Genomic DNA, 19,222 nt, shown 5'->3' with positions numbered 1-19,222 from the left:
CGTACATTGAAATAACAGGAAGCCATTGGAATAGGCGCCATAGAGGGTGACAGCCCCGTACTGGTAAAATGATATGTCGTTAGAGTAGGGCGGGACACGTGAAATCCTGTCTGAACATGGGGGGACCACCCTCCAAGCCTAAGTACTCGTATCTGACCGATAGTGAACAAGTACCGTGAGGGAAAGGTGAAAAGCACCCCTATAAGGGGAGTGAAACAGATCCTGAAATCGGACGCCTACAAGCAGTCGGAGGGACTTCATGTCCTGACGGCGTACCTTTTGTATAATGGGTCAGCGACTTAATCTCTCTAGCCAGCTTAAGCCGATAGGTGTAGGCACAGCGAAAGCGAGTCTTAATAGGGCGTTTGTTAGAGGGATTAGACCCGAAACCCGGTGATCTAGTTATGAGCAGGATGAAGGTGAGGTAACACTTACTGGAGGTCCGAACCCACTTCTGTTGAAAAAGAACGGGATGACTTGTGACTAGGGGTGAAAGGCCAATCAAACCGGGAGATAGCTGGTTCTCCGCGAAATCTATTTAGGTAGAGCGTCATTCGAATTCCTCTGGGGGTAGAGCACTGGATGGGCTATGGGGCCCCACCGGCTTACTGATCCTAACCAAACTCCGAATACCAGAGAGAACTGAATGGCAGACACACTGCGGGTGCTAAGGTCCGTAGTGGAAAGGGAAACAGCCCTGACCGACAGCTAAGGTCCCTAAGTTGTAGTTAAGTGGGAAAGGATGTAGGACTCCCAAAACAACCAGGAGGTTGGCTTAGAAGCAGCCATCCTTTAAAGAAAGCGTAACAGCTCACTGGTCTAATTAAGGGGTCCCGCGCCGAAAATGTAACGGGGCTTAAACTACACACCGAAGCTTCGGGTGTGCACTTTGTGCACGCGGTAGCGGAGCGTTCCGTAGGCGGATGAAGGGTAATCGTGAGGTTGCCTGGACGTATCGGAAGTGAGAATGCTGACACGAGTAGCGATAAAGAGTGTGAGAGACACTCTCGCCGAAAGTCCAAGGGTTCCTGCGTAAAGCTAATCTGCGCAGGGTTAGCCGGCCCCTAAGTCGAGGCAGAAATGCGTAGACGATGGGAACACTGTTAATATTCAGTGGCCAAGGGATGTGTGACGGATTGCGTATATTGTTCACCCTTATTGGATTGGGTGGGCCGTGAAGCAGTCCCTGGAAATAGCCTCCCTATTAGACCGTACCCTAAACCGACACAGGTGGACTGGTAGAGCATACCAAGGCGCTTGAGAGAACTGCGTTGAAGGAACTCGGCAAATTACTCCCGTAAGTTAGCGAGAAGGGAGCCCCGTTCGGAGGCAACTCTGGGCGGGGGGCACAGACCAGGGGGTGGCGACTGTTTACTAAAAACATAGGGCTCTGCGAAGTCGCAAGACGACGTATAGGGTCTGACGCCTGCCCGGTGCCGGAAGGTTAAAAGGCGATGTGCAAGCATCAAATTGAAGCCCCGGTAAACGGCGGCCGTAACTATAACGGTCCTAAGGTAGCGAAATTCCTTGTCGGGTAAGTTCCGACCTGCACGAATGGCGTAACGACTTCCCCACTGTCTCCAACGCAGACTCAGCGAAACTGAATTCCCCGTGAAGATGCGGGGTACCCGCGGTCAGACGGAAAGACCCCGTGCACCTTTACTATAGCTTTGCAGTGGCATTAGTGACAATTTGTGTAGGATAGGTGGGAGACTTTGAAGCCCTGGCGCTAGTTGGGGTGGAGTCGTTGGTGAAATACCACCCTGATTGTTATTGATGTCTAACCGCGGACCGTTATCCGGTTCCGGGACCCTGCATGGTGGGTAGTTTGACTGGGGCGGTCGCCTCCCAAAGAGTAACGGAGGCGCGCGAAGGTTGGCTCAGAGCGGTCGGAAATCGCTCGTTGAGTGCAATGGCATAAGCCAGCCTGACTGCGAGACTGACAAGTCGAGCAGAGTCGAAAGACGGCCATAGTGATCCGGTGGTCCCTCGTGGACGGGCCATCGCTCAACGGATAAAAGGTACGCCGGGGATAACAGGCTGATGATGCCCAAGAGTCCATATCGACGGCATTGTTTGGCACCTCGATGTCGGCTCATCGCATCCTGGGGCTGGAGCAGGTCCCAAGGGTTTGGCTGTTCGCCAATTAAAGCGGTACGTGAGCTGGGTTTAGAACGTCGTGAGACAGTTCGGTCCCTATCTGCCGTGGGTGTAGGAATATTGAGAGGATCTGCCCTTAGTACGAGAGGACCGGGGTGGACGTACCTCTGGTGGACCAGTTGTCGCGCCAGCGGCACAGCTGGGTAGCTATGTACGGACGGGATAACCGCTGAAGGCATCTAAGCGGGAAACCCCCCTCAAAACTAGTATTCCCTTGAGAACCGTGGAAGACCACCACGTTGATAGGCCGGGTGTGGAAGTGCGGCAACGCATGGAGCTAACCGGTACTAATTGTTCGATTGGCTTGATCATTTCTCATGCCAGTTGCTATGCCGCAACTGCGTATGAAGCATTATCTCATGCGTGGCGAACGGTCCGTTTCAACGGATCCTGCCACGAGCGTAACTGACATTAAAAACTCTCGCAATTTCAAAAGCCGTTTTCGCCGGCCTGGTGATTATGGCGCAGGGCCCCCACCCGTTCCCATCTCGAACACGGTCGTTAAATCCTGCAGCGCCGATGGTACTACGTCTCAAGGCGTGGGAGAGTAGGTCGTCGCCAGGCCTGCAAAGACGGCTTTTGAAAACCCTGTATGATTTGAAAAACACTTGGCAGGACGCCGCCCTTCGGGGCGGCGTTTTTGTTTGTCCGGACGCTTTTTCATCATTCCTTGCTCATGATTCCGCTTCGTTGGGGTATTGGCACGTTCCGTGCACCAATAGCACGATAACCAGTTGGGAGATGACCATGGATGAGCGAGTGCTGCGCGAGCAGGAAGCCTGGGATGAGGGGTTCGACCGGACCGGGTTCGAGGCCGTCTGGTCCCATGCCGGCGCCTATTGGGACGAGGAGGTCGACGCGCTGCTGAAGGCCGCCTTTGCGCCCCACGCCGATGGCCGCTTCCTCGAGATCGGGTCGGCGACCTGGCAGAGCTGGGTCCATCGCCTCGGCACGCCGGTCAAGGACCTGGTCTGCATCAACATATCCCAGACCGAAATCGACAACGGCCGTGCCGCCCTGACCGCAACCACGATCCAGCCCGACTTCCAGCTGATGGACGCCCATGATCTGGGTTTTGACGATGAAAGCTTCGACGTCGTCTTCGGCAAGGCGATCCTGCATCACCTCGACTATGCCGTCGCGCTTGACGAAATCGCCCGGATCCTGAAGCCCGGCGGGACGATGGTGTTCATGGAGCCGCTCGACTTCAACCCGGTGATGAAACTGGTCCGGCATTTAACGCCGGCCCTGCGCACGCCGGACGAAAAGCCGATCGATCATCCGCAATGGCGCCTGTTCGGGGAGCGATTCGACATGCAGCTGCATCCGATCCAGCTCGCCGCCGCAGCTGCCAGCCCGGTGTCGCAGAAGCTGTTCGCGAACCCGCAAAACCCGCTGACCCGCGCCGCCTGGGGACTTGACCGGCATTTACGGTCGGTACCCGGCCTCAGACTGTGGTTCCGCTCCGGCCTCATCGTTGGCCGCAAACGCGCGGACAGCGAAAAGCAGACACTCACCGCCGACTCACTCCTTCATTAAACCCTGTCGCCGCCGCGGCTCTGCCGCAATCGCGCGTGACAAAGGGGAAAAGGGAGAGAGATTCATGAAAAAACTTCTGTGTCTTGCGGCGCTTTGCCTTCTGGCGGGCTGTGGCGAGGTCGAAATGGCCCATGAAGAGGCTGCGATGATGGAGCCGGCGCCTGCCTTCGCGCCGCAGGCGGATTATGCTGCCGGCAGCGATGCCGCCTCCGGGCGCAAGATGGCGCAGCCCGCTGCGCCTGAAGGCGAATCAGAGCCGGTCGGCGGGCGCATGCTTGCCTATGAATACAGCGCAGAGCTGCAGGTGCCAGCGGCCAGGGTCAGCCCGGTGATGAAGGCTCATATGGCGGCGTGCGAATCGGCTGGCGCGGCAATCTGTCAAATTATTGCCAGCAATCAGGGCGGCTCGGGGGAAGACTGGGGCTGGGCATCGCTGGAGATGCGCGCCGCACGCGACTGGATGAGCGATTTCCGCACCGGACTGGAAGGCGATGCGCAGGCCGCCAATGGCAAGCTTGCCTCATCCTCCATGCGCGCCGAGGACCTGACCCGCACCATCACCGACATGACGGCCCGGCTGGAAGCCCAGAAGACCCTGCGCGGTCGGCTGCTCCTGCTGCTCGAAAAGGACACCGACCAGGTCGGCGATCTGCTGCAGATCGAGCGCGAACTCGCCCGCGTCCAGGGCGAGATCGAAAGCGCCGAAAGTTATCTGCGCGTCCTGCAGGCGCGGGTATCGATGGACAGGATGAACCTGTCCTATCAGACCCTGCCGCAGGCGGTCTCTTCCAGCACGTTCGACTCCCTCGGCCATGCGTTCAAGCGGTTCTTCGGCGTGCTGGCCGACAGCCTCGCGACCATGGTCCTGTTCTTCGCCGCGATCCTGCCCTGGCTGATCATCGCCGTGCCGGCATTGTGGCTGCTGGTCCGGGTCATCCGTGGACTGTTCAAGCGGCGCAAGACGGCTTGACCCGGGCAAGCCCGCCTCTCCGGGCGGGCCCGTTCCGGTGGATCATATCGTCGGAAGGGTGCCGCCGTCGATGACGAACTCCGCGCCGTGAATGGCCCCGGCGCGGTCCGAAACGAGAAAGGCGCACAACTCTGCCACTTCCTCCGGCATGGCGGGCCTGCCGAGGGGGATGCCCCCGAGCGCATCCATGATGCCCTGCCGGGCCGTTGCTTCATCCGTCCCAGCGCTTTGGGCAAGGCGGGTCACCAGTGCCTCGGACGCACCGGTCATGATCCAGCCGGGTGAAACGGTGTTTACCCGTATGCCTTTCGGCCCGATTTCTTTTGACAGCGCCTTGCTGTAGCTGGTCAGTGCGGCCTTCGCAGCGGCATAGGCCATCGTCGAGTCAGGCAGCGGCAGGCGCGCCTGTATCGACGAGACATGGAGGATGGCACCGGTTCCACGCTCGACCATGCCAGGCACGAGCAGCCGATCAAGCCGGACTGCCGCAAGCAAGTTCAGGTTCAGCTCCTGTTGCCAGAATTCTTCGGTCGCCTTGCTGAAACCGCCGCCGGGTGTCGATGATCCACCGAGACTGTGAACGATGATGTCGGGCACGCCGAACTCTGTCTTGATCGTGCGCGCCAGCGTCTCGATGCCGTCGATGGAAGACAGGTCGGCCTCTATGAACAGATCGGCGTCGCGCCGGTCCTCGGGCTGCTTGCGGGCGCTGGTGGCGATTATGGCGCCGGCGTCGGAGAAGCGTTTCAGGATGGCGCGGCCGGCACCCTTCGTGCCGCCGGTGACGAGGACCTTGAGATCATTGAATTCTTCCTGGTCTATCTGGAATTTTCGGGACATGATCACACCCTTGTTTCCAATGTGCTGATTTTGCCATCGCTCAGCATGAAGAAGAATCTGACGGCGACCGGGCTGCCGGGAAAGCTGCCCGTAACGCGGGCCTCGACTATCGTGTTTTCATTCTCGGCACGAGACGAGAGGACTTCAGCGGTCGGCGCATATTTCCCGGCGGCGTCCTTCATCCAGGCCTTGATTTCCGAATGGCCCTTGTAGGCATGACCCTCGTCTCTCACGCTGGCATCGAGGGCGAAGGCCGCCATGGCCGTATCGAAGTCACGCCTGTTGGTGGCCTCGAAATATTGATGGATACTGTCATGGAGGTCAGTCATGGTTTACTCCTTTATGGCTATTGATCTTGTTGTCGACCCCACATGGCGATAGGCTGAAATAATGACAAGTACGGACAAAAAAGTCGGGGACTTACCTGCAGGTAAGCATGAGCCGCTGAGCCGCGAGACGGCAGCCGCGGGCGTCGAGTCGGTCCTGAAAATGCTGGAAGGCCGCTGGAAGCTGGTCATCCTGTTCCATCTTTTTGGCGGCCAGGTGCTGCGCTTTTCCGAGCTGGAGCGGGCCATCCCCGGCATTTCCCAGAAGATGCTGATCCAGCAACTCCGCCAGCTGGAGGATGATGGCCTGGTCCACCGCGTGGTGTACCCTCAGGTTCCGCCAAAGGTAGAATATCGTCTGACCGATTGGGGGCAGGCGCTGTGTCCGGTGCTCGATCGCCTGTTGACCTGGGCGGCAGGCGGGCCCGAAGCGGGCCAGGGTGAAGCGTCGCGCGAGCCCAAGGCGCGGTAACCCGCGCGCTGACCGCCACCACGATACTGGCTGGGCGCCCGCATTCCGCCCCGATGCCGCGGGTGCGACCTAAACACCTGTAAAGGTGGGGAAATTTTCGTCAAAAAAACCGCAAAAAGCCCTTGAGTTTCTGGGCCGGGAAGCGCATAAGGCGTGTTCCGAAACGCCTGATCCGACAGGCACAGAGTTGATGCGGGATGGAGCAGTCCGGTAGCTCGTCAGGCTCATAACCTGAAGGTCATAGGTTCAAATCCTATTCCCGCACCCAATCAAGCCCTTGAAAACGTTACGGTTTTCGAGGGCTTTTCTTTTGGGCGGCGGGGGCGGGAAGGGGCGTGTCAGTTCCAGGTCCATACCATAAATAGCGACGAACAAGTCACTCAAGCGGGCGGCGGGTGCGCCAGCGCCGCCTCACCGTTACACGGGCGAACCTATCGCCCGGGCTGGTCGCGCCAGGCGGCCAGGGCGGCGTCTACCATTTCGGTGGCCTCGGCCGCACTGCGATAGCCGCCGAGCTTGATGGAAGCGGCGTCTTCCGGGTCTGGCAGTTGCTTGTAGACCCTGAAGAAGGCCTCGATCCGGCGCAGCTCGTCTGCCGGTAAATCCTCTGGCGACCGCACCCCGTCAAAGGCCGGATCCACGTCCGATGCCGGCACCGCGAGGATCTTGTGATCGGCCTCGCCATCATCGATCATCTCCAGCATCCCGATCGCGCGGACCCGGATCATGGCGCCGGGATGGACCGGCTGGCGCGTCAGTACCAGTGCATCGAGCGGGTCGCCATCGGCACCGAGCGAAGAGGGGATCGATCCGTAATTGGCCGGATAGGCGACCGGCATGGACAGGAACCGGTCGACGAAAAGATGACCCGTCTCGCTGTCGATCTCGTATTTTATCGAGGAGCCGGCGGGAATTTCGACGACGACGAAGAACTCGCCGCCGCCGTCGCTCTGGGGATAGGCGAAAGGATGGGTGACCGCACTCTGTGCGGCGGCCGGCGCTGCCAGCATGGTAGCCGGCGCCGCCAGCATGAGAGACAGGCACGCAACCTGTACGGATCGTCGCAACAGTCTTATCATCTGGCCACGCCCTTTGCTTCTGTTTGCCTCGCAGGTCACCCCTGCCAGGTCATTCCCGCCCGGTCATGTCGGCGAGACGCCATGCTACTCGGCGCTATCGCCGGCTTCGTCATCCGTGACCGGACCATGCATCATGACCGGCAGAAAGAAACTGTACTCATGGCGCTCAAGCGGTTCCGGATTGCCGGTCTGATAGGTATCGACCTGAACCATCCTGTCAGACATCACGGTGACCACACGGAACATCGGCGTGTGATTGGTCTCGTCGGGGATCTTGGTCCGCTCCAGGGCGGGCATGTGCAGATAGTGCACGCCGTCGATCTCCTTGGAATGGACGGTGCGGTCCATATCCATATGCAGATCGCCGGAAAGGATGGCGGCGAGGTTCGGCTGTGCCAGAACGGCGGCAAAGTTCGGATTGGTGATACCCTTTTCCGGGTTCTCCGGATAGGCACCGGCCTGCGCGCCATGCACGACCAGGAAGACCGGTTTGGGCAGGGCCGCCTCGATCTGCCCGACCATCCAGTCGATGCCCTCATCGTAGAAATCGCGGCTGTAATCGGGGGAGGCGAAGACCATCACGACCGGGCCGGCATCCAGGACATAGCGGTGGCTGGGGAACTCGGCTTTCCCTTCGTTCCAGCGGTTCGCATAGTCCAGGAACCGTTCAACGGTCGAATTGTATTCTTCATTGCCCATGATCGGATAGAAGGGCAGGGTCAGCGCCTGCAGCACCGGGGTTGCTGCCTCATATTGCAGCTCCGTCCCCTTATGCGCGATATCGCCGACACCGATCACGAAATCGATCCGTTCGCGCTGTGCCATCGCATTGATATCGCGCACGGCGTCGATGAAGTTCGGAAATTCGGCCAGCGGCTTGGGCTCGCCATCGCCCAGTACGGCAAAGCGCAGATCGACCTCCGCGGGCTGTTCCGCCATCGCGGTGCCGCTGGCTATCACTGTCAGGCTAATCATGCAAAGCGCCAGCAAATGCCGGGCCTTCTGCGCAAAAGGTCCTGCCATATGGCGATTGAAAAACGTCATGTTCTGATCTCCTCGTAAGCTCCGGAAAAGGCCCGGTCAGAAAATGCGTTGTCCCGAACGAGACCGCGCGATCGGTAGTAGAGTAAAAACATTGCCGAAGGCCGGCGTCCCCCCCATCAAGTGTTGTCTAGACGGATCATTCGTTGCACGCAACCCTCGGATCGCAACCCCGATTGGTATTCACAAAGCACAGTCGCAAAAAAGAAAACCGTGCGCAAACGGAAACAGGAAAACGGTCACAAAAGTGTTACTGTCCGAGGCTATGACTGCCCTCGGTATTTTATCAAACAGGGGAATTACAAATGAAGTCACTGTCAAACTGGGGCAGCCGTTTCCGGCGTGGCCTTTTCGTGTCGACCTGCCTGGCGACCTCGATCGCCTGGGGCGCCGCGCAAGCCGGAACGCTGACGGGCGAAGTCGCTGATGCTTCCGGCACCAGGGGCCTTGCCGATGCGCAGGTCACGATCGTCGAGCTTGGCCGTACGGAATATGTCGCCGCCGATGGCTCGTTCCGCTTTGCCGATGTTCCCGCCGGCACCTACACGCTGCGCGTCCGCTATCCTGGCGCCGAGGAAGTCGTCCGGACCACGACTGTCGGCGAGACCGATACGGTCACCGAAACCTTCGCCCTCGTCGCGATCGGGGACGACACGAATGGCGGTGACACGATCCTGGTCATCGGTCAGCGCGCCAACCTGCTCAGCGGTATTGCCCGCCAGCGCGCTTCCGACACGGTCGACACCGTCCTGACCCGCGACGCCATCGGTCAGTTCCCTGACCAGAACGTCGCCGAAGCGCTGCGCCGCGCGCCGGGCATCAACGTGCTGAACGACCAGGGCGAAGGCCGTTTCGTCTCGGTTCGCGGCCTCGACCCGAACCTCAACTCCTCCTCGATCAATGGCAACCGCGTCCTTGCAACCGGCGGTGACGAGCGCGCCGTTGCGCTCGACGTCATCCCATCCGAGCTGATCGAATCGATCGAGATCAAGAAATCGCTGACACCGGACATGGACGGTGACACGATCGGTGGCTCCATCGAGATCAACACGACCAGCGCCTTCGACCGCAAGAAGGACTATTATTCGGCCTCGATCGAAGGGTCCTATAACGACCTGAACGAAAAAACCTCGCCGAAAGGCAGCTTCGACTTCATCAAGCTGGTCGGTGACAATCTCGGCTTTTCCGGCGGGATCAGCTATTATGACCGCGAATTCGCAACCGACAATATCGAGATGGATGGCTGGGAAGAGACCGATGACGGCCTCGTCTATGCCGAGGATGTCGAATATCGCGACTATGATGTCCGCCGCGAGCGCTACGGCTTCACCCTTGGTGCAGACTATCGCCTGAACGAGAACACCACGCTTTATGCCCGCGGTCTCTATTCGAAGTTCGACGATACAGAACTGCGGCGCCGGCTGATCTTCGGCTTGAGCGAGGAGCCCACTTCCGGTTCTGACAATACAGCCTCCTTCGATTCCGCCGATGGCCGTATCCAGGTACGCCGGGATCTGAAAGACCGCGGCGAAGCCCAGACCATCAGCACCATCTCAGCCGGTGGTGAAACGTTCACCGGCCCCTGGACCATAAACTATGACGTGTCCTATTCCGAAGCCGATCAGAAGGAGCGTGGCTCGATCGATCCGATTCGTTTCCAGGAACGGTTCCAGTCTCCGGGCGATCTTGGTGTAACCTTCGACTATTCCGATCTCGAACTGCCAACCTACAACATCGATTTTGGAGCAGCGGCTTTCAACGATCCCTCGACCTATGGGTTTACGCTTCTGGAGCGGACCACCCGCGAGGACGCGGATGACAAGGAATCGTCTGTAAAGATCGACGTCGCGCGGGAGTTTGTTCTCGAGAATGGTACTTTCGAGGTTCAGACCGGTGCAAAGCTTCGCCAGCGTGACAAGACGCTGAACTTTGTCATCGATCTGTATGAAGACTTTGATGGTGACTTCACACTCGCCGATGTCGCCGGTTCCCAGACTTACGGTCTTGCTGATCTTGGTGTGCTTCCGGATCTTGGTGCAGTACACGACTTTATCGCGACCAACGGCCTTGAGTCTTTCGAGCTGAACGAGCTGGAGACAGAATTCGTGTCGACAGTTGAAAGCTATGAAGCTGACGAGAGCATTCTCGCCGGCTATCTGATGGGCAAATACAAGGCCGGTCCTTTGGGTGTCGTTGCGGGCGTCCGTATCGAGCGCACCGACGTCGACACCAGCGGTAATCGGGCTGAACTGATCGAGGAAGGTGCCGTGGTCGATGGTGTCACCCTTGATGAAGACACCTTTGTCGTGACGCCGGTCTCCTTCTCCGAGGAATATACCGATGTCCTGCCCAGCGTGAACGTCCGCTACGACGTATCCGAACGGGTTGTCGCCCGCTTCGGCGCGTTCCAGTCCATCGTCCGCCCGAGCTTTGGCAAGTTTGCTCCACGCTTCATCGTCGAGGAAAATGAGGACAACGAACGCTCCGGCGAATTCGGCAATCCGGAACTCGATCCCTACCGGGCTACGAACCTCGATGCCACGCTGGAATTCTACTTCTCGCCGGAATCAGTCATCCAGGGCGGCGTCTTCTACAAGAAGATCGACGACTTCATTGTCGACCAGGAATTCGAGAATGGCACCTTTGCCGGCATCGACTATGACGAAGCCGTCATTCCGGTCAATGGCGACTCCGCCGAAGTCATGGGCCTCGAGATTTCCTACGCCCAGGCCTTCACCATGCTGCCGGCTCCGTTCGACGGCCTGCTCGCCAATGTGAACTACACCTATACCGACGCCGAAGGCGAAGTGGATGGCCGCACCGTGCCGCTGCCGACATCGTCGAAAAATACCTACAACATCGTTGTTGGATATGAAAAAGGCCCGCTCAGCCTGCGTCTGTCGGGTGCCGGCCGGTCCGGCTATCTCGACGAGCTCGGCAGCAGCCCCGAGAGCGATCGCTACGTCAAGGACCACTTCCAGGTCGATGCCGCAGCCAGGTACCGGGTCCTCGACAGCGTGCAGCTGTTCGTCGAACTCGTGAACCTGAACGACGCCACCTACACCGCCTATCAGCGCGGACCGGTGCGCGACCGCCTGCTCCAGTATGAAGAGTACAGCTGGACCACCAAATTCGGTGTCAAGGCAACCTTCTAGGGTTCTGCCACCACGGCTACGCTTAAACGACCGGGGCCACGCATCGCGTGGCCCCTTTTATATTGGCGCGAGGAGAAATGCGGCTCGACTGTCACGTCCTCGACCAACTCGGTGGTGGTCTTGCCCCGATCGCGCGCAGAGCAATATTCAACTGCGGGCGGTTGTGAAGCGGGAAGGGCAGAAGATGTGCGGGCTGGAGTTCGTTCCGAATAGAAAGGCAGGTTTGGCGCGGCTCGCAGAGTTTACCCCCCGTGCCGGGATACCCTATGCGACAGGGCGGAACGTCGACCATGGACCTGGCGGGCCCAACAGCGTTTCAGCTCTGTCGCCATGGCTGCGGCACCGTCTGATCCTTGAGCAGGAAGTTATCGGCGCCGTCTTATCGCGCCATTCGCTCGCCGCAGCCGAGAAGTTCATCCAGGAGGTCTACTGGCGGGCGTATTTCAAGGGCTGGCTGGAACAGCGCCCGCAGATTTGGCAGCGCTACCGCGCCGATGTCGAGAGCCTTGTCGCCGAACTGGAGAACAACACAGGCCTGCGCACCGGCTACGAAAAGGCGGTTTCGGGGGCGACCGGCATTGAGTGCTTCGATCACTGGGCCCGGGAACTCGTCGATACAGGCTATCTGCACAATCACGCGCGGATGTGGTTCGCGTCGATCTGGATATTCACGTTGACACTGCCATGGCAGCTTGGGGCCGATTTCTTCTACAGGCACCTGGTCGATGGCGATGCTGCGTCGAACACGCTGAGCTGGCGCTGGGTTGGTGGCTTGCATACCAAGGGCAAGACCTATCTGGCGCAGGCGGACAATATCGCCAGATTCACCAATGGCCGTTTCAATCCGGCAGGCCAGCTGGTGGATAATGCTCCAGCGCTGCAAGAGCAGGAGGACGAGGCGATCGGTCCACTGCCGGCGCGTACCGAAATTGATCCGTCAGCGCCTTATCTTCTGCTTCTGCACGAGGATGATTGCCACGCCGCCAGCCTTGCCCTTCCGGGACGGCCGGCCGCCATCGCCGGTCTTGCCGCATCGCAAATGCGATCGCCCCTGCCGGTCAGTGAGGCTGTCAGCGACTTTACCGGCGCGGCGCTCGCCGATGGGTGCCGTGCCGCGACCAGCCATTTTGGTGCGGGCAATAACGCTGTCGTATTGCAGGCGTCAGAAGCTGGCTGGGCTGATCGCCTTGTCGCCCTGGCGCATTCCGCCAAGGCACGCCGGATCGTGACGCCTTACGCGCCTGTCGGCCCGGTTGCCGAAGCGCTGCAGCATGAAGGCCCTGCCTTCGATAAGGCAGGGCTGACATTCTGCCGTATACTGAGGCCGTATGATGCCGAAGCCTGGCCCCATGCGACAAAAGGTTTCTTCAAGCTGAAAAAGAAAATCCCGGGGCTGATAGAGCGCTTCTAGAACCGCCCGGCCACACCCGGGAAGACGACCGGGGTTTCGCTGCCGTCCTGTGCGACGGCGGACACGCCGAAGAAATAATTGTCGATGACGATGTTCTCCAGCGTGTATTCGGTGACATCGCCGACGAAGCGCGAATGGGTCCATTGCGGTTCGGTCGTCAGACGCCACCAGACGCGATAGCCGGCGAGATTGCCGGAATTTGCCGGCTTTTCCCAGGTCAGGGTCGTGTCCGGCGAGACCGCGCCTTCGATCTCGACATTGGCGGGGAAGGGCGGGGCGCCGGCAATGCCGGCCATGGTGATGGCATTCAGCGCAGTGAGCTTGGCGGCGTAATTCTCGTCGACGCCGGCCATCGTGTCGCCATAGACGGTTCCGTCCTCGGTGCGAAGATCCTGGTGCTGACGGTCATAATGCTCATGAACCTCCATGATGCGCACACCGGGAATGCCGGCCTCGTTGAAGGGGCGGTGGTGGCCGCCGCGGCGAAAGCGGTCGAGGCGATAGACCATCATCACGTCGAGATTGGTCATGTAGTCATCTGACAGCCTGTCGATATAGCGGGCGAGGTTGCGGGAGGGGGAATCGACCTCGCCGCCGGTGAAGCGGCGCAGATAGGCTTCGCGTTCGGTCTCGACAGCGCGCGTGCCTTCGGAAAAGACGCGCACGGTGGCATTGTCGATCACGCCGTCAATGCCCTCGATGTTGGAGATCATGTCATTGTTGAGAACGGCCTTGATCTGCCAGCCTTCCTCCAGCGCGTGGGCGGCGACGATCTCGCCGCCGAACAGGCCCTGTTCCTCGCCGGACAGGCCGGCATAGATGATCGAGCCGGCAAATTCGTATTTGGTCAGTACACGGGCCGCTTCCAGCGCGCCGGCCATGCCGGAGGCATTGTCATTGGCGCCGGGGGAATCGTCAGTGCCGTTCAGCGGGTCCGTCACCCGGCTGTCGATATCGCCGGACATCATCACGAAGCGGTTCGGGTCGAGCGTGCCACGCTGGATGGCAATGACGCTGACGACTTCCGTCGGCTCGGGGATACGGTCTTCGCCCTCGATCGTGTCGGAGATATACATCACCTCGAGGCAGCCGCCGCACTCGGCGGAAATCTTCTCAAATTCGTCAAAGATCCAGCGGCGGGCCGCGCCGATGCCGCGGGTGTCGCTCTCCGTCTCCGACAGGGTATGGCGGGTGCCGAAATCGACCAGCGTCTGGATATCGGCGCGGATGCGCTCGGGTGAGGGGGCATTGGCGATATCATAGAGCTTCATCACCTCGCCGGGAGGGGCGGTATCCTGCGCATAGGCGAAACCGGAAATGGCGGGAAGAAGGGCGGCGACGGCCGCGCTGGCGAATTTTTTCATCTCGGATACCCTCTTTGTCTGCGAAAGAGAGTAGCGGTGGTGGCGCAAAAGGCAAAGGCCAGGCGGTCAGGCAGAAGCGATACCGCCTATTGGCGTTTCATCAGGCCGGTTCGACGGTCGGCCAGGTCCGAAGTCGAAGAGTCGCCCTCAAGAGAAGCAGGCTGATCGCCACCGCCCTCGATCCAGAGTGTGCGGGTCGGATAGGCAAAGTCGATGCCTTCGTCCTGAAATTTCCGGTGGATCGATAGCAGGATCTTCTGATTGACGTTCATATAGTCCATCATCTCGCGGGTCAGCACGAAATAGACGATCTCGAACGAGATGGCGCTGTCGGCGAAGCTGAGCAGGTGAGCCCGGTCGAAGCGCACATTCTCGGTATTCTCGATGATGCCTTTCAGATAGCCGGGGATTTTCTCCAGCTGGTCATGCGGCGTCTGATAGGTGACGCCGATCTGGAAGAGAATGCGGCGCTCGGTCATGCGGCGGTAATTGCGGACCTCGGCGGCCAGAAGCTGGCTGTTGCCGATGACAAGTTCCTCGCCGGACAGCGATTTGATGCGCGTTGTCTTCAGGCCGATCTTCTCGACCGTGCCAAGCCGCGTGCCGTCCGAGCCATACTGGATGAAATCGCCCTTGGCGAAGGGCTTGTCGAAGAGGATCGACAGGGAGGCGAACAGGTCCTGGAAGATGTTCTGTGCGGCCAGGGCGATGGCGATGCCGCCGACACCGAGACCCGCGACAAGGGCGGTGACATCCACATTCATGTTCTGCAGGATCGTCATGCCGGCGATCAGGAAGATCACCACGTTCACAAGCACCGTCAGCACCGACATGGCGTTCTTGATGGTGCTGTCGTCGGAGGTGCTGCGCTCGGCCGCCCTGGTCAGGAAAGCCTTGGCCAGAACCCGCGCCCACAGGGCCAGCTGCAGGATGACGAGCACGGTGAAAGTTGTGCGCAAGAAGGCCAGATTGTCGTCGGACAGACTGAACACGAAAGGGGCGATCAGCGCGGCCACCCCGAAGATGATCACCAGGCTGTTCGTCCCTGAAACCAGGCTGGCGAGGACATTGCGAAAGCTGTTCGAGGGGTGCTTGCTGCTTTTCAGAACGCCCGCAATGATGGCGCGCAGGAACCTGAAAAACAGGTATAGAAGGGCGACAATGCCGATCCCGATCGCCCATTCCGGGCCATTGGCCTCGACGATCTGCCAAGCGGATATCAGCTTTTCCTGTATCTCACCGAAGAACCCGCTGGTCTGCTCGGCAATCTCGTCAAGCTGGATAAGCTCACCGTCATCCGGTCTTGTCTGGAAAATCATGTGCGCCCCTGCACCCATTCTATCGATACAAGCCTAATGCCTACAGGTCCTTTTGGTTCATGTTAACCCTGACCTCCCCGTGACAAAGAGAAAAGTTGCATCCTGGTCCGAGACGCCTATTAGTTTCTGCGAATAATGGAGTATTGAATGGCCGATCTTGTCCTTTCCGAAACGCTGAAACGTGTGAAGCCCTCGCCGACACTGGCCGTGACCCAGAAGGCCCGCGACCTGAAGGCCAAGGGTGTGAATGTCATCAGCCTTGGCGCCGGCGAGCCGGACTTCGACACGCCCGAGCACGTCAAGCAAGCCGCCATCGAGGCGATCGAGCGCGGCGAGACGAAATATACCGCCGTCGACGGCATCCCCGAGCTGAAAAAGGCGGTGGCCGAAAAGTTCAGGCGCGATAACGATCTGTCCTATACGACAGACCAGATCATCGTGACGCCGGGCGGCAAGTTCATGATCTTCGCCGCCATGATGGCAACCCTCAACCCGGGCGACGAAGTCATCATCCCGGCGCCATACTGGGTGTCCTATCCCGATATGGTGCTGCTTGCCGGCGGCAAGCCGGTGATCATCGAGACCAAGGCCGAGGACGGTTTCCGCCTGCGGCCCGAAGCGTTGAAGAAGGCGATCACCAAGAAGACCCGGTGGTTCATCTTCAACTCGCCGTCGAACCCGACCGGCTGCGCCTATTCCGCCGGCGAGCTGCAGGGCATTACTGACGTGTTGAAAGGCGCCGAGAAGGTTTGGGTACTGAGCGATGACATGTATGAGCATATCATCTATGACGGCTTCGAGTTCGTCACGCCGGCCCAGGTCGAGCCGGCACTGTTTGACCGCACCCTGACCATGAATGGTGCATCCAAGGCCTATGCCATGACCGGCTGGCGGATCGGTTATGCCGGTGGCCCGACCCAGCTGATCGCCGCCATGCGCAAGGTGATGAGCCAGTCGACGTCGAACCCGTGCTCGATCTCGCAATGGGCGGCCGTTGCCGCGCTTAACGGCGATCATGGCTTCCTGAAGGAGCGCAATGCGGCGTTCCGCGAGCGCCGCGACCTCGTCGTCTCCATGCTGAACGATGCCAAGGGGATCGAGTGCATGTCGCCGGAGGGGGCGTTCTACGTCTATCCGTCCTGCGCCGGGTGCATCGGCAAGACGTCCAGCACGGGTATCAAGATCGAGGATGACGAGAGCTTTGCCGCCGCATTGCTGGAAGAAGAGGCTGTCGCTGTCGTGCCGGGTGTCGCGTTCGGCCTGTCGCCGTTCTTCCGGATTTCCTACGCGACCGACAAGTCATCGCTCGAAGACGCCTGTTTCCGGATTCAGAAATTCTGCGACGCGCTGGAATAGGCCCCGACCGGTGCATTAATCAAATCGATATGAATTAGAGAGTTTATCGCCTTGATTAATGTCCCTGAGAGCCTATCTCATAGTAGAGATGAACAAGGGAGACCAGAACATGTCTGTTGATATTGGTATTGAAAAAGGCGACCGCGAAAAAGTGGCCGAGGCGCTGTCGAAGGCTCTCGCCGAGACCTACGCGATCTACATGAAGACCCATGGCTATCACTGGAACGTCACCGGCCCGCAATTCCGCACGCTGCACCTGATGTTCGAGGAGCAGTATCGCGATATGTGGGCTGCGCTCGACGAGCTGGCCGAACGCATCCGCGCACTGGGTGTCTACGCCCCGGGCTCGGGCCGCCGCATGGCGGAATTGAGCCAGATCGAGGAAGGCGACAATGACGTGCCCAGCGCCGACGTCATGATCGCCAACCTGACCAAGGACCATGAAGCGATCGCGACGCATCTGCGCGACTTCATCGAAGTCGCCGACGAGGCCGATGATGATGGCACCGAAGACCTTCTGATCGCGCGGCTGCAGTTCCACGAGAAGACCGCCTGGATGCTGCGCTCGATGCAGGGCTGATCTTCAGCTAATCCTGGATTTGGCGCTCTGTCTGAACAGCGCTGATAACAGGGCAAGGGAGGCTTCGGCCTCCCTTTTTTCGTGTCCCGGTAGCGAGTGTCTGTGCTGTGGATATACGGCTCGGACGGACAGGGTGCTTTTTGCGACCGCCAGCTTACATGGTGCTTACCGGCAATTGGATCATGGAGGATCTCATGACCTACTATTTCGCAAAAACCGTCTCAGGATCTTTTGAAGACGTTATTGAGCGGGTGACCGCAGCTCTCAAGGACGAAGGGTTTGGCGTGCTGACCGAAATCGATGTGTCGGCCACGATGAAGAAGAAGCTTGACAAGGATTTCCGTCCCTATCGCATTCTTGGCGCCTGCAACCCGCAAATGGCGTGGCAGGCATTGCAGGCAGAGGACAAGATCGGCGTCATGCTGCCCTGCAATGTGATCGTCCAGCAGATCGCGAATGACGAAGTCGAGGTGGCCGCGGTCGACCCTGTGGCGTCTATGTCCGCGGTGGGAAACGACAGTCTCGCCGGTATCGCTGCGGATGTGCGCGACAGACTGCAGAAGGTCATCGAAGGTCTCTGATCGAAAAAAGGCCGCCCGTCCGGGCAGCCTTCCGTCATTCCGCCGCTTCGGCGAGATGGTGTTCGGCCAGATATTTCTCTGCTTCCAGCGCCGCCATGCAGCCCATGCCGGCGGCGGTGACGGCCTGGCGATACGTCTCATCGGTGACGTCGCCGGCCGCGAAGACGCCGGGAACGCTGGTCGCCGTGGAATCTGGCGCAGTGATGATATAACCGCTGTCCTTCATGTCGACCTGGCCCCTGAACAGCTCCGTTGCCGGGCTGTGGCCAATGGCGACGAAGAAGCCATCGACCTCGATGTCAGAGGATTGGCCGGTCAGGCGGTTGTGCAGTTTCAGGCCGGTGACGCCAAGCGGCTGCTCCGTGCCCAGAACTTCCGCGATTTCCGTGTTCCAGATCACCTCGACCTTCGGGTTCTTGAACAAGCGGTCCTGCAGGATGCGTTCTGCGCGCAGCTCGTCGCGGCGGTGGATCAGGGTGACTTTCGAGGCGAAGTTGGTCAGAAACAGCGCCTCTTCGACGGCAGTATTGCCGCCGCCGACAACGGCGACATGCTTGTTGCGATAGAAGAACCCGTCGCAGGTGGCGCAGGCCGACACGCCGAAGCCTTGGAATTTCTGCTCGCTCGGCAGGCCCAGCCATTTGGCCTGGGCGCCGGTGGCGATGACGACGGCATCGGCGGTATAGATCGTGCCGCTGTCACCCTTGAACGTATAGGGACGCGTCTTCAGGTCCGCTTCGATGATGATATCGGAGATCATTTCCGTGCCGACATGCTCTGCCTGCTTCTGCATCTGCTCCATCAGCCAGGGGCCCTGGATGACATCGGCAAAGCCCGGATAGTTCTCGACATCGGTAGTGATCGTCAGCTGGCCGCCCGGCTGCAGGCCGTGCACGATGACAGGCTCCAGCATGGCGCGGGCGGCATAGATCGCCGCGGTATAGCCGGCCGGGCCGGACCCGATGATGAGAAGCTTGGCGTGTTTCTGGGACATGTCGTTTCCGCCTTTCAGAAGCTTGGTCAGCGGTG

15 protein-coding genes, 1 tRNA gene and 2 rRNA genes (1 of these 18 cut by a window edge) are annotated in these 19,222 nt (G+C 59.6%); 11 read left to right on the top strand and 7 right to left on the bottom strand.

Going from position 1 to position 19,222, the window contains the following annotated elements; genetic code table 11:
* The 4 genes from IEV88_RS07515 to IEV88_RS07500 form a co-directional block, all read left to right on the top strand.
* Window positions 1-2,472 (top strand): 23S ribosomal RNA (locus IEV88_RS07515) (it extends 328 nt beyond the left edge of the window).
* 137 nt (window positions 2,473-2,609) lie between these two features.
* Window positions 2,610-2,724: ribosomal RNA gene (rrf, locus tag IEV88_RS07510) — 5S ribosomal RNA — on the top strand.
* 183 nt (window positions 2,725-2,907) lie between these two features.
* A complete protein-coding gene (locus IEV88_RS07505; RefSeq protein WP_188481208.1) occupies window positions 2,908-3,699 on the top strand; it encodes a class I SAM-dependent methyltransferase in 792 nt (263 codons plus the stop codon).
* A 64-nt stretch (window positions 3,700-3,763) separates the two neighbouring features.
* The gene (locus IEV88_RS07500) at window positions 3,764-4,669 is read left to right on the top strand and encodes a DUF4349 domain-containing protein (protein WP_188159034.1); all 906 of its coding nucleotides are present in this window, start codon (window positions 3,764-3,766) and stop codon (window positions 4,667-4,669) included.
* A 42-nt stretch (window positions 4,670-4,711) separates the two neighbouring features.
* On the opposite strand, the gene IEV88_RS07495 is transcribed toward IEV88_RS07500, so the two are convergent.
* Window positions 4,712-5,509, bottom strand: coding sequence for an SDR family oxidoreductase (locus IEV88_RS07495; protein ID WP_188159035.1), 798 nt, complete (start codon window positions 5,507-5,509; stop codon window positions 4,712-4,714).
* 2 nt (window positions 5,510-5,511) lie between these two features.
* On the bottom strand, window positions 5,512-5,838 hold the full coding sequence (locus IEV88_RS07490; RefSeq protein WP_188159036.1) for a nuclear transport factor 2 family protein: 327 nt from the start codon (window positions 5,836-5,838) through the stop codon (window positions 5,512-5,514).
* A 61-nt stretch (window positions 5,839-5,899) separates the two neighbouring features.
* Here IEV88_RS07490 and IEV88_RS07485 point away from each other — a divergent pair, with 61 nt between their 5' ends.
* Window positions 5,900-6,307 carry a winged helix-turn-helix transcriptional regulator gene (locus tag IEV88_RS07485; RefSeq protein ID WP_188159037.1) on the top strand — a complete coding sequence of 136 codons (408 nt, stop codon included), beginning with the start codon at window positions 5,900-5,902 and terminating at the stop codon, window positions 6,305-6,307.
* Between the two features lie 191 nt (window positions 6,308-6,498).
* Window positions 6,499-6,575: transfer RNA gene (locus tag IEV88_RS07480), tRNA-Met, on the top strand.
* Between the two features lie 163 nt (window positions 6,576-6,738).
* On the opposite strand, the gene IEV88_RS07475 is transcribed toward IEV88_RS07480, so the two are convergent.
* Window positions 6,739-7,386 carry an inorganic diphosphatase gene (locus IEV88_RS07475; RefSeq protein ID WP_206711248.1) on the bottom strand — a complete coding sequence of 216 codons (648 nt, stop codon included), beginning with the start codon at window positions 7,384-7,386 and terminating at the stop codon, window positions 6,739-6,741.
* A gap of 84 nt (window positions 7,387-7,470) precedes the next feature.
* A complete protein-coding gene (locus IEV88_RS07470) occupies window positions 7,471-8,430 on the bottom strand; it encodes a metallophosphoesterase family protein (protein WP_206711249.1) in 960 nt (319 codons plus the stop codon).
* 302 nt (window positions 8,431-8,732) lie between these two features.
* Here IEV88_RS07470 and IEV88_RS07465 point away from each other — a divergent pair, with 302 nt between their 5' ends.
* Both IEV88_RS07465 and IEV88_RS07460 read left to right on the top strand, forming a co-directional pair.
* Window positions 8,733-11,582 (top strand): TonB-dependent receptor, encoded by a 2,850-nt coding sequence (locus IEV88_RS07465; protein ID WP_188159038.1) that lies wholly within the window; start codon window positions 8,733-8,735, stop codon window positions 11,580-11,582.
* A gap of 223 nt (window positions 11,583-11,805) precedes the next feature.
* Window positions 11,806-12,993: an FAD-binding domain-containing protein gene (locus IEV88_RS07460; RefSeq protein WP_206711250.1), complete on the top strand. Its 1,188-nt coding sequence runs from the start codon at window positions 11,806-11,808 to the stop codon at window positions 12,991-12,993.
* Here IEV88_RS07460 and IEV88_RS07455 read toward each other — a convergent pair.
* Together IEV88_RS07455 and IEV88_RS07450 are read right to left on the bottom strand one after the other, a co-directional pair.
* Window positions 12,990-14,357, bottom strand: coding sequence for a M28 family metallopeptidase (locus tag IEV88_RS07455; RefSeq protein WP_188159040.1), 1,368 nt, complete (start codon window positions 14,355-14,357; stop codon window positions 12,990-12,992). The genes IEV88_RS07460 and IEV88_RS07455 overlap by 4 nt on opposite strands.
* An 86-nt stretch (window positions 14,358-14,443) precedes the next feature.
* Window positions 14,444-15,676: a mechanosensitive ion channel family protein gene (locus tag IEV88_RS07450; RefSeq protein WP_188159041.1), complete on the bottom strand. Its 1,233-nt coding sequence runs from the start codon at window positions 15,674-15,676 to the stop codon at window positions 14,444-14,446.
* A 147-nt stretch (window positions 15,677-15,823) separates the two neighbouring features.
* Here IEV88_RS07450 and IEV88_RS07445 point away from each other — a divergent pair, with 147 nt between their 5' ends.
* From IEV88_RS07445 to IEV88_RS07435, 3 genes are all read left to right on the top strand, one after another.
* Window positions 15,824-17,032, top strand: a complete 1,209-nt coding sequence (locus tag IEV88_RS07445; RefSeq protein ID WP_188159042.1) for a pyridoxal phosphate-dependent aminotransferase — start codon at window positions 15,824-15,826, stop codon at window positions 17,030-17,032.
* An 88-nt stretch (window positions 17,033-17,120) separates the two neighbouring features.
* A complete protein-coding gene (locus IEV88_RS07440) occupies window positions 17,121-17,612 on the top strand; it encodes a Dps family protein (RefSeq protein WP_206711251.1) in 492 nt (163 codons plus the stop codon).
* 194 nt (window positions 17,613-17,806) lie between these two features.
* Window positions 17,807-18,193, top strand: a complete 387-nt coding sequence (locus IEV88_RS07435) for a DUF302 domain-containing protein (protein ID WP_188159253.1) — start codon at window positions 17,807-17,809, stop codon at window positions 18,191-18,193.
* Window positions 18,194-18,227: 34 nt separating this feature from the next.
* Here the strand turns inward: IEV88_RS07435 and trxB are convergent, their stop codons facing one another.
* Complete coding sequence (gene trxB, locus IEV88_RS07430; protein ID WP_188159044.1) at window positions 18,228-19,187, bottom strand: thioredoxin-disulfide reductase; 960 nt, start codon at window positions 19,185-19,187, stop codon at window positions 18,228-18,230.
* Window positions 19,188-19,222: the final 35 nt, after the last annotated feature.

This window comes from Aquisalinus flavus (assembly GCF_014640095.1).
Taxonomy (GTDB): Bacteria; Pseudomonadota; Alphaproteobacteria; order Caulobacterales; family Parvularculaceae; genus Aquisalinus; species Aquisalinus flavus.
Note: the sequence above shows the minus strand (reverse complement) of the source record. Positions and strands in the feature narration are given on the sequence as shown.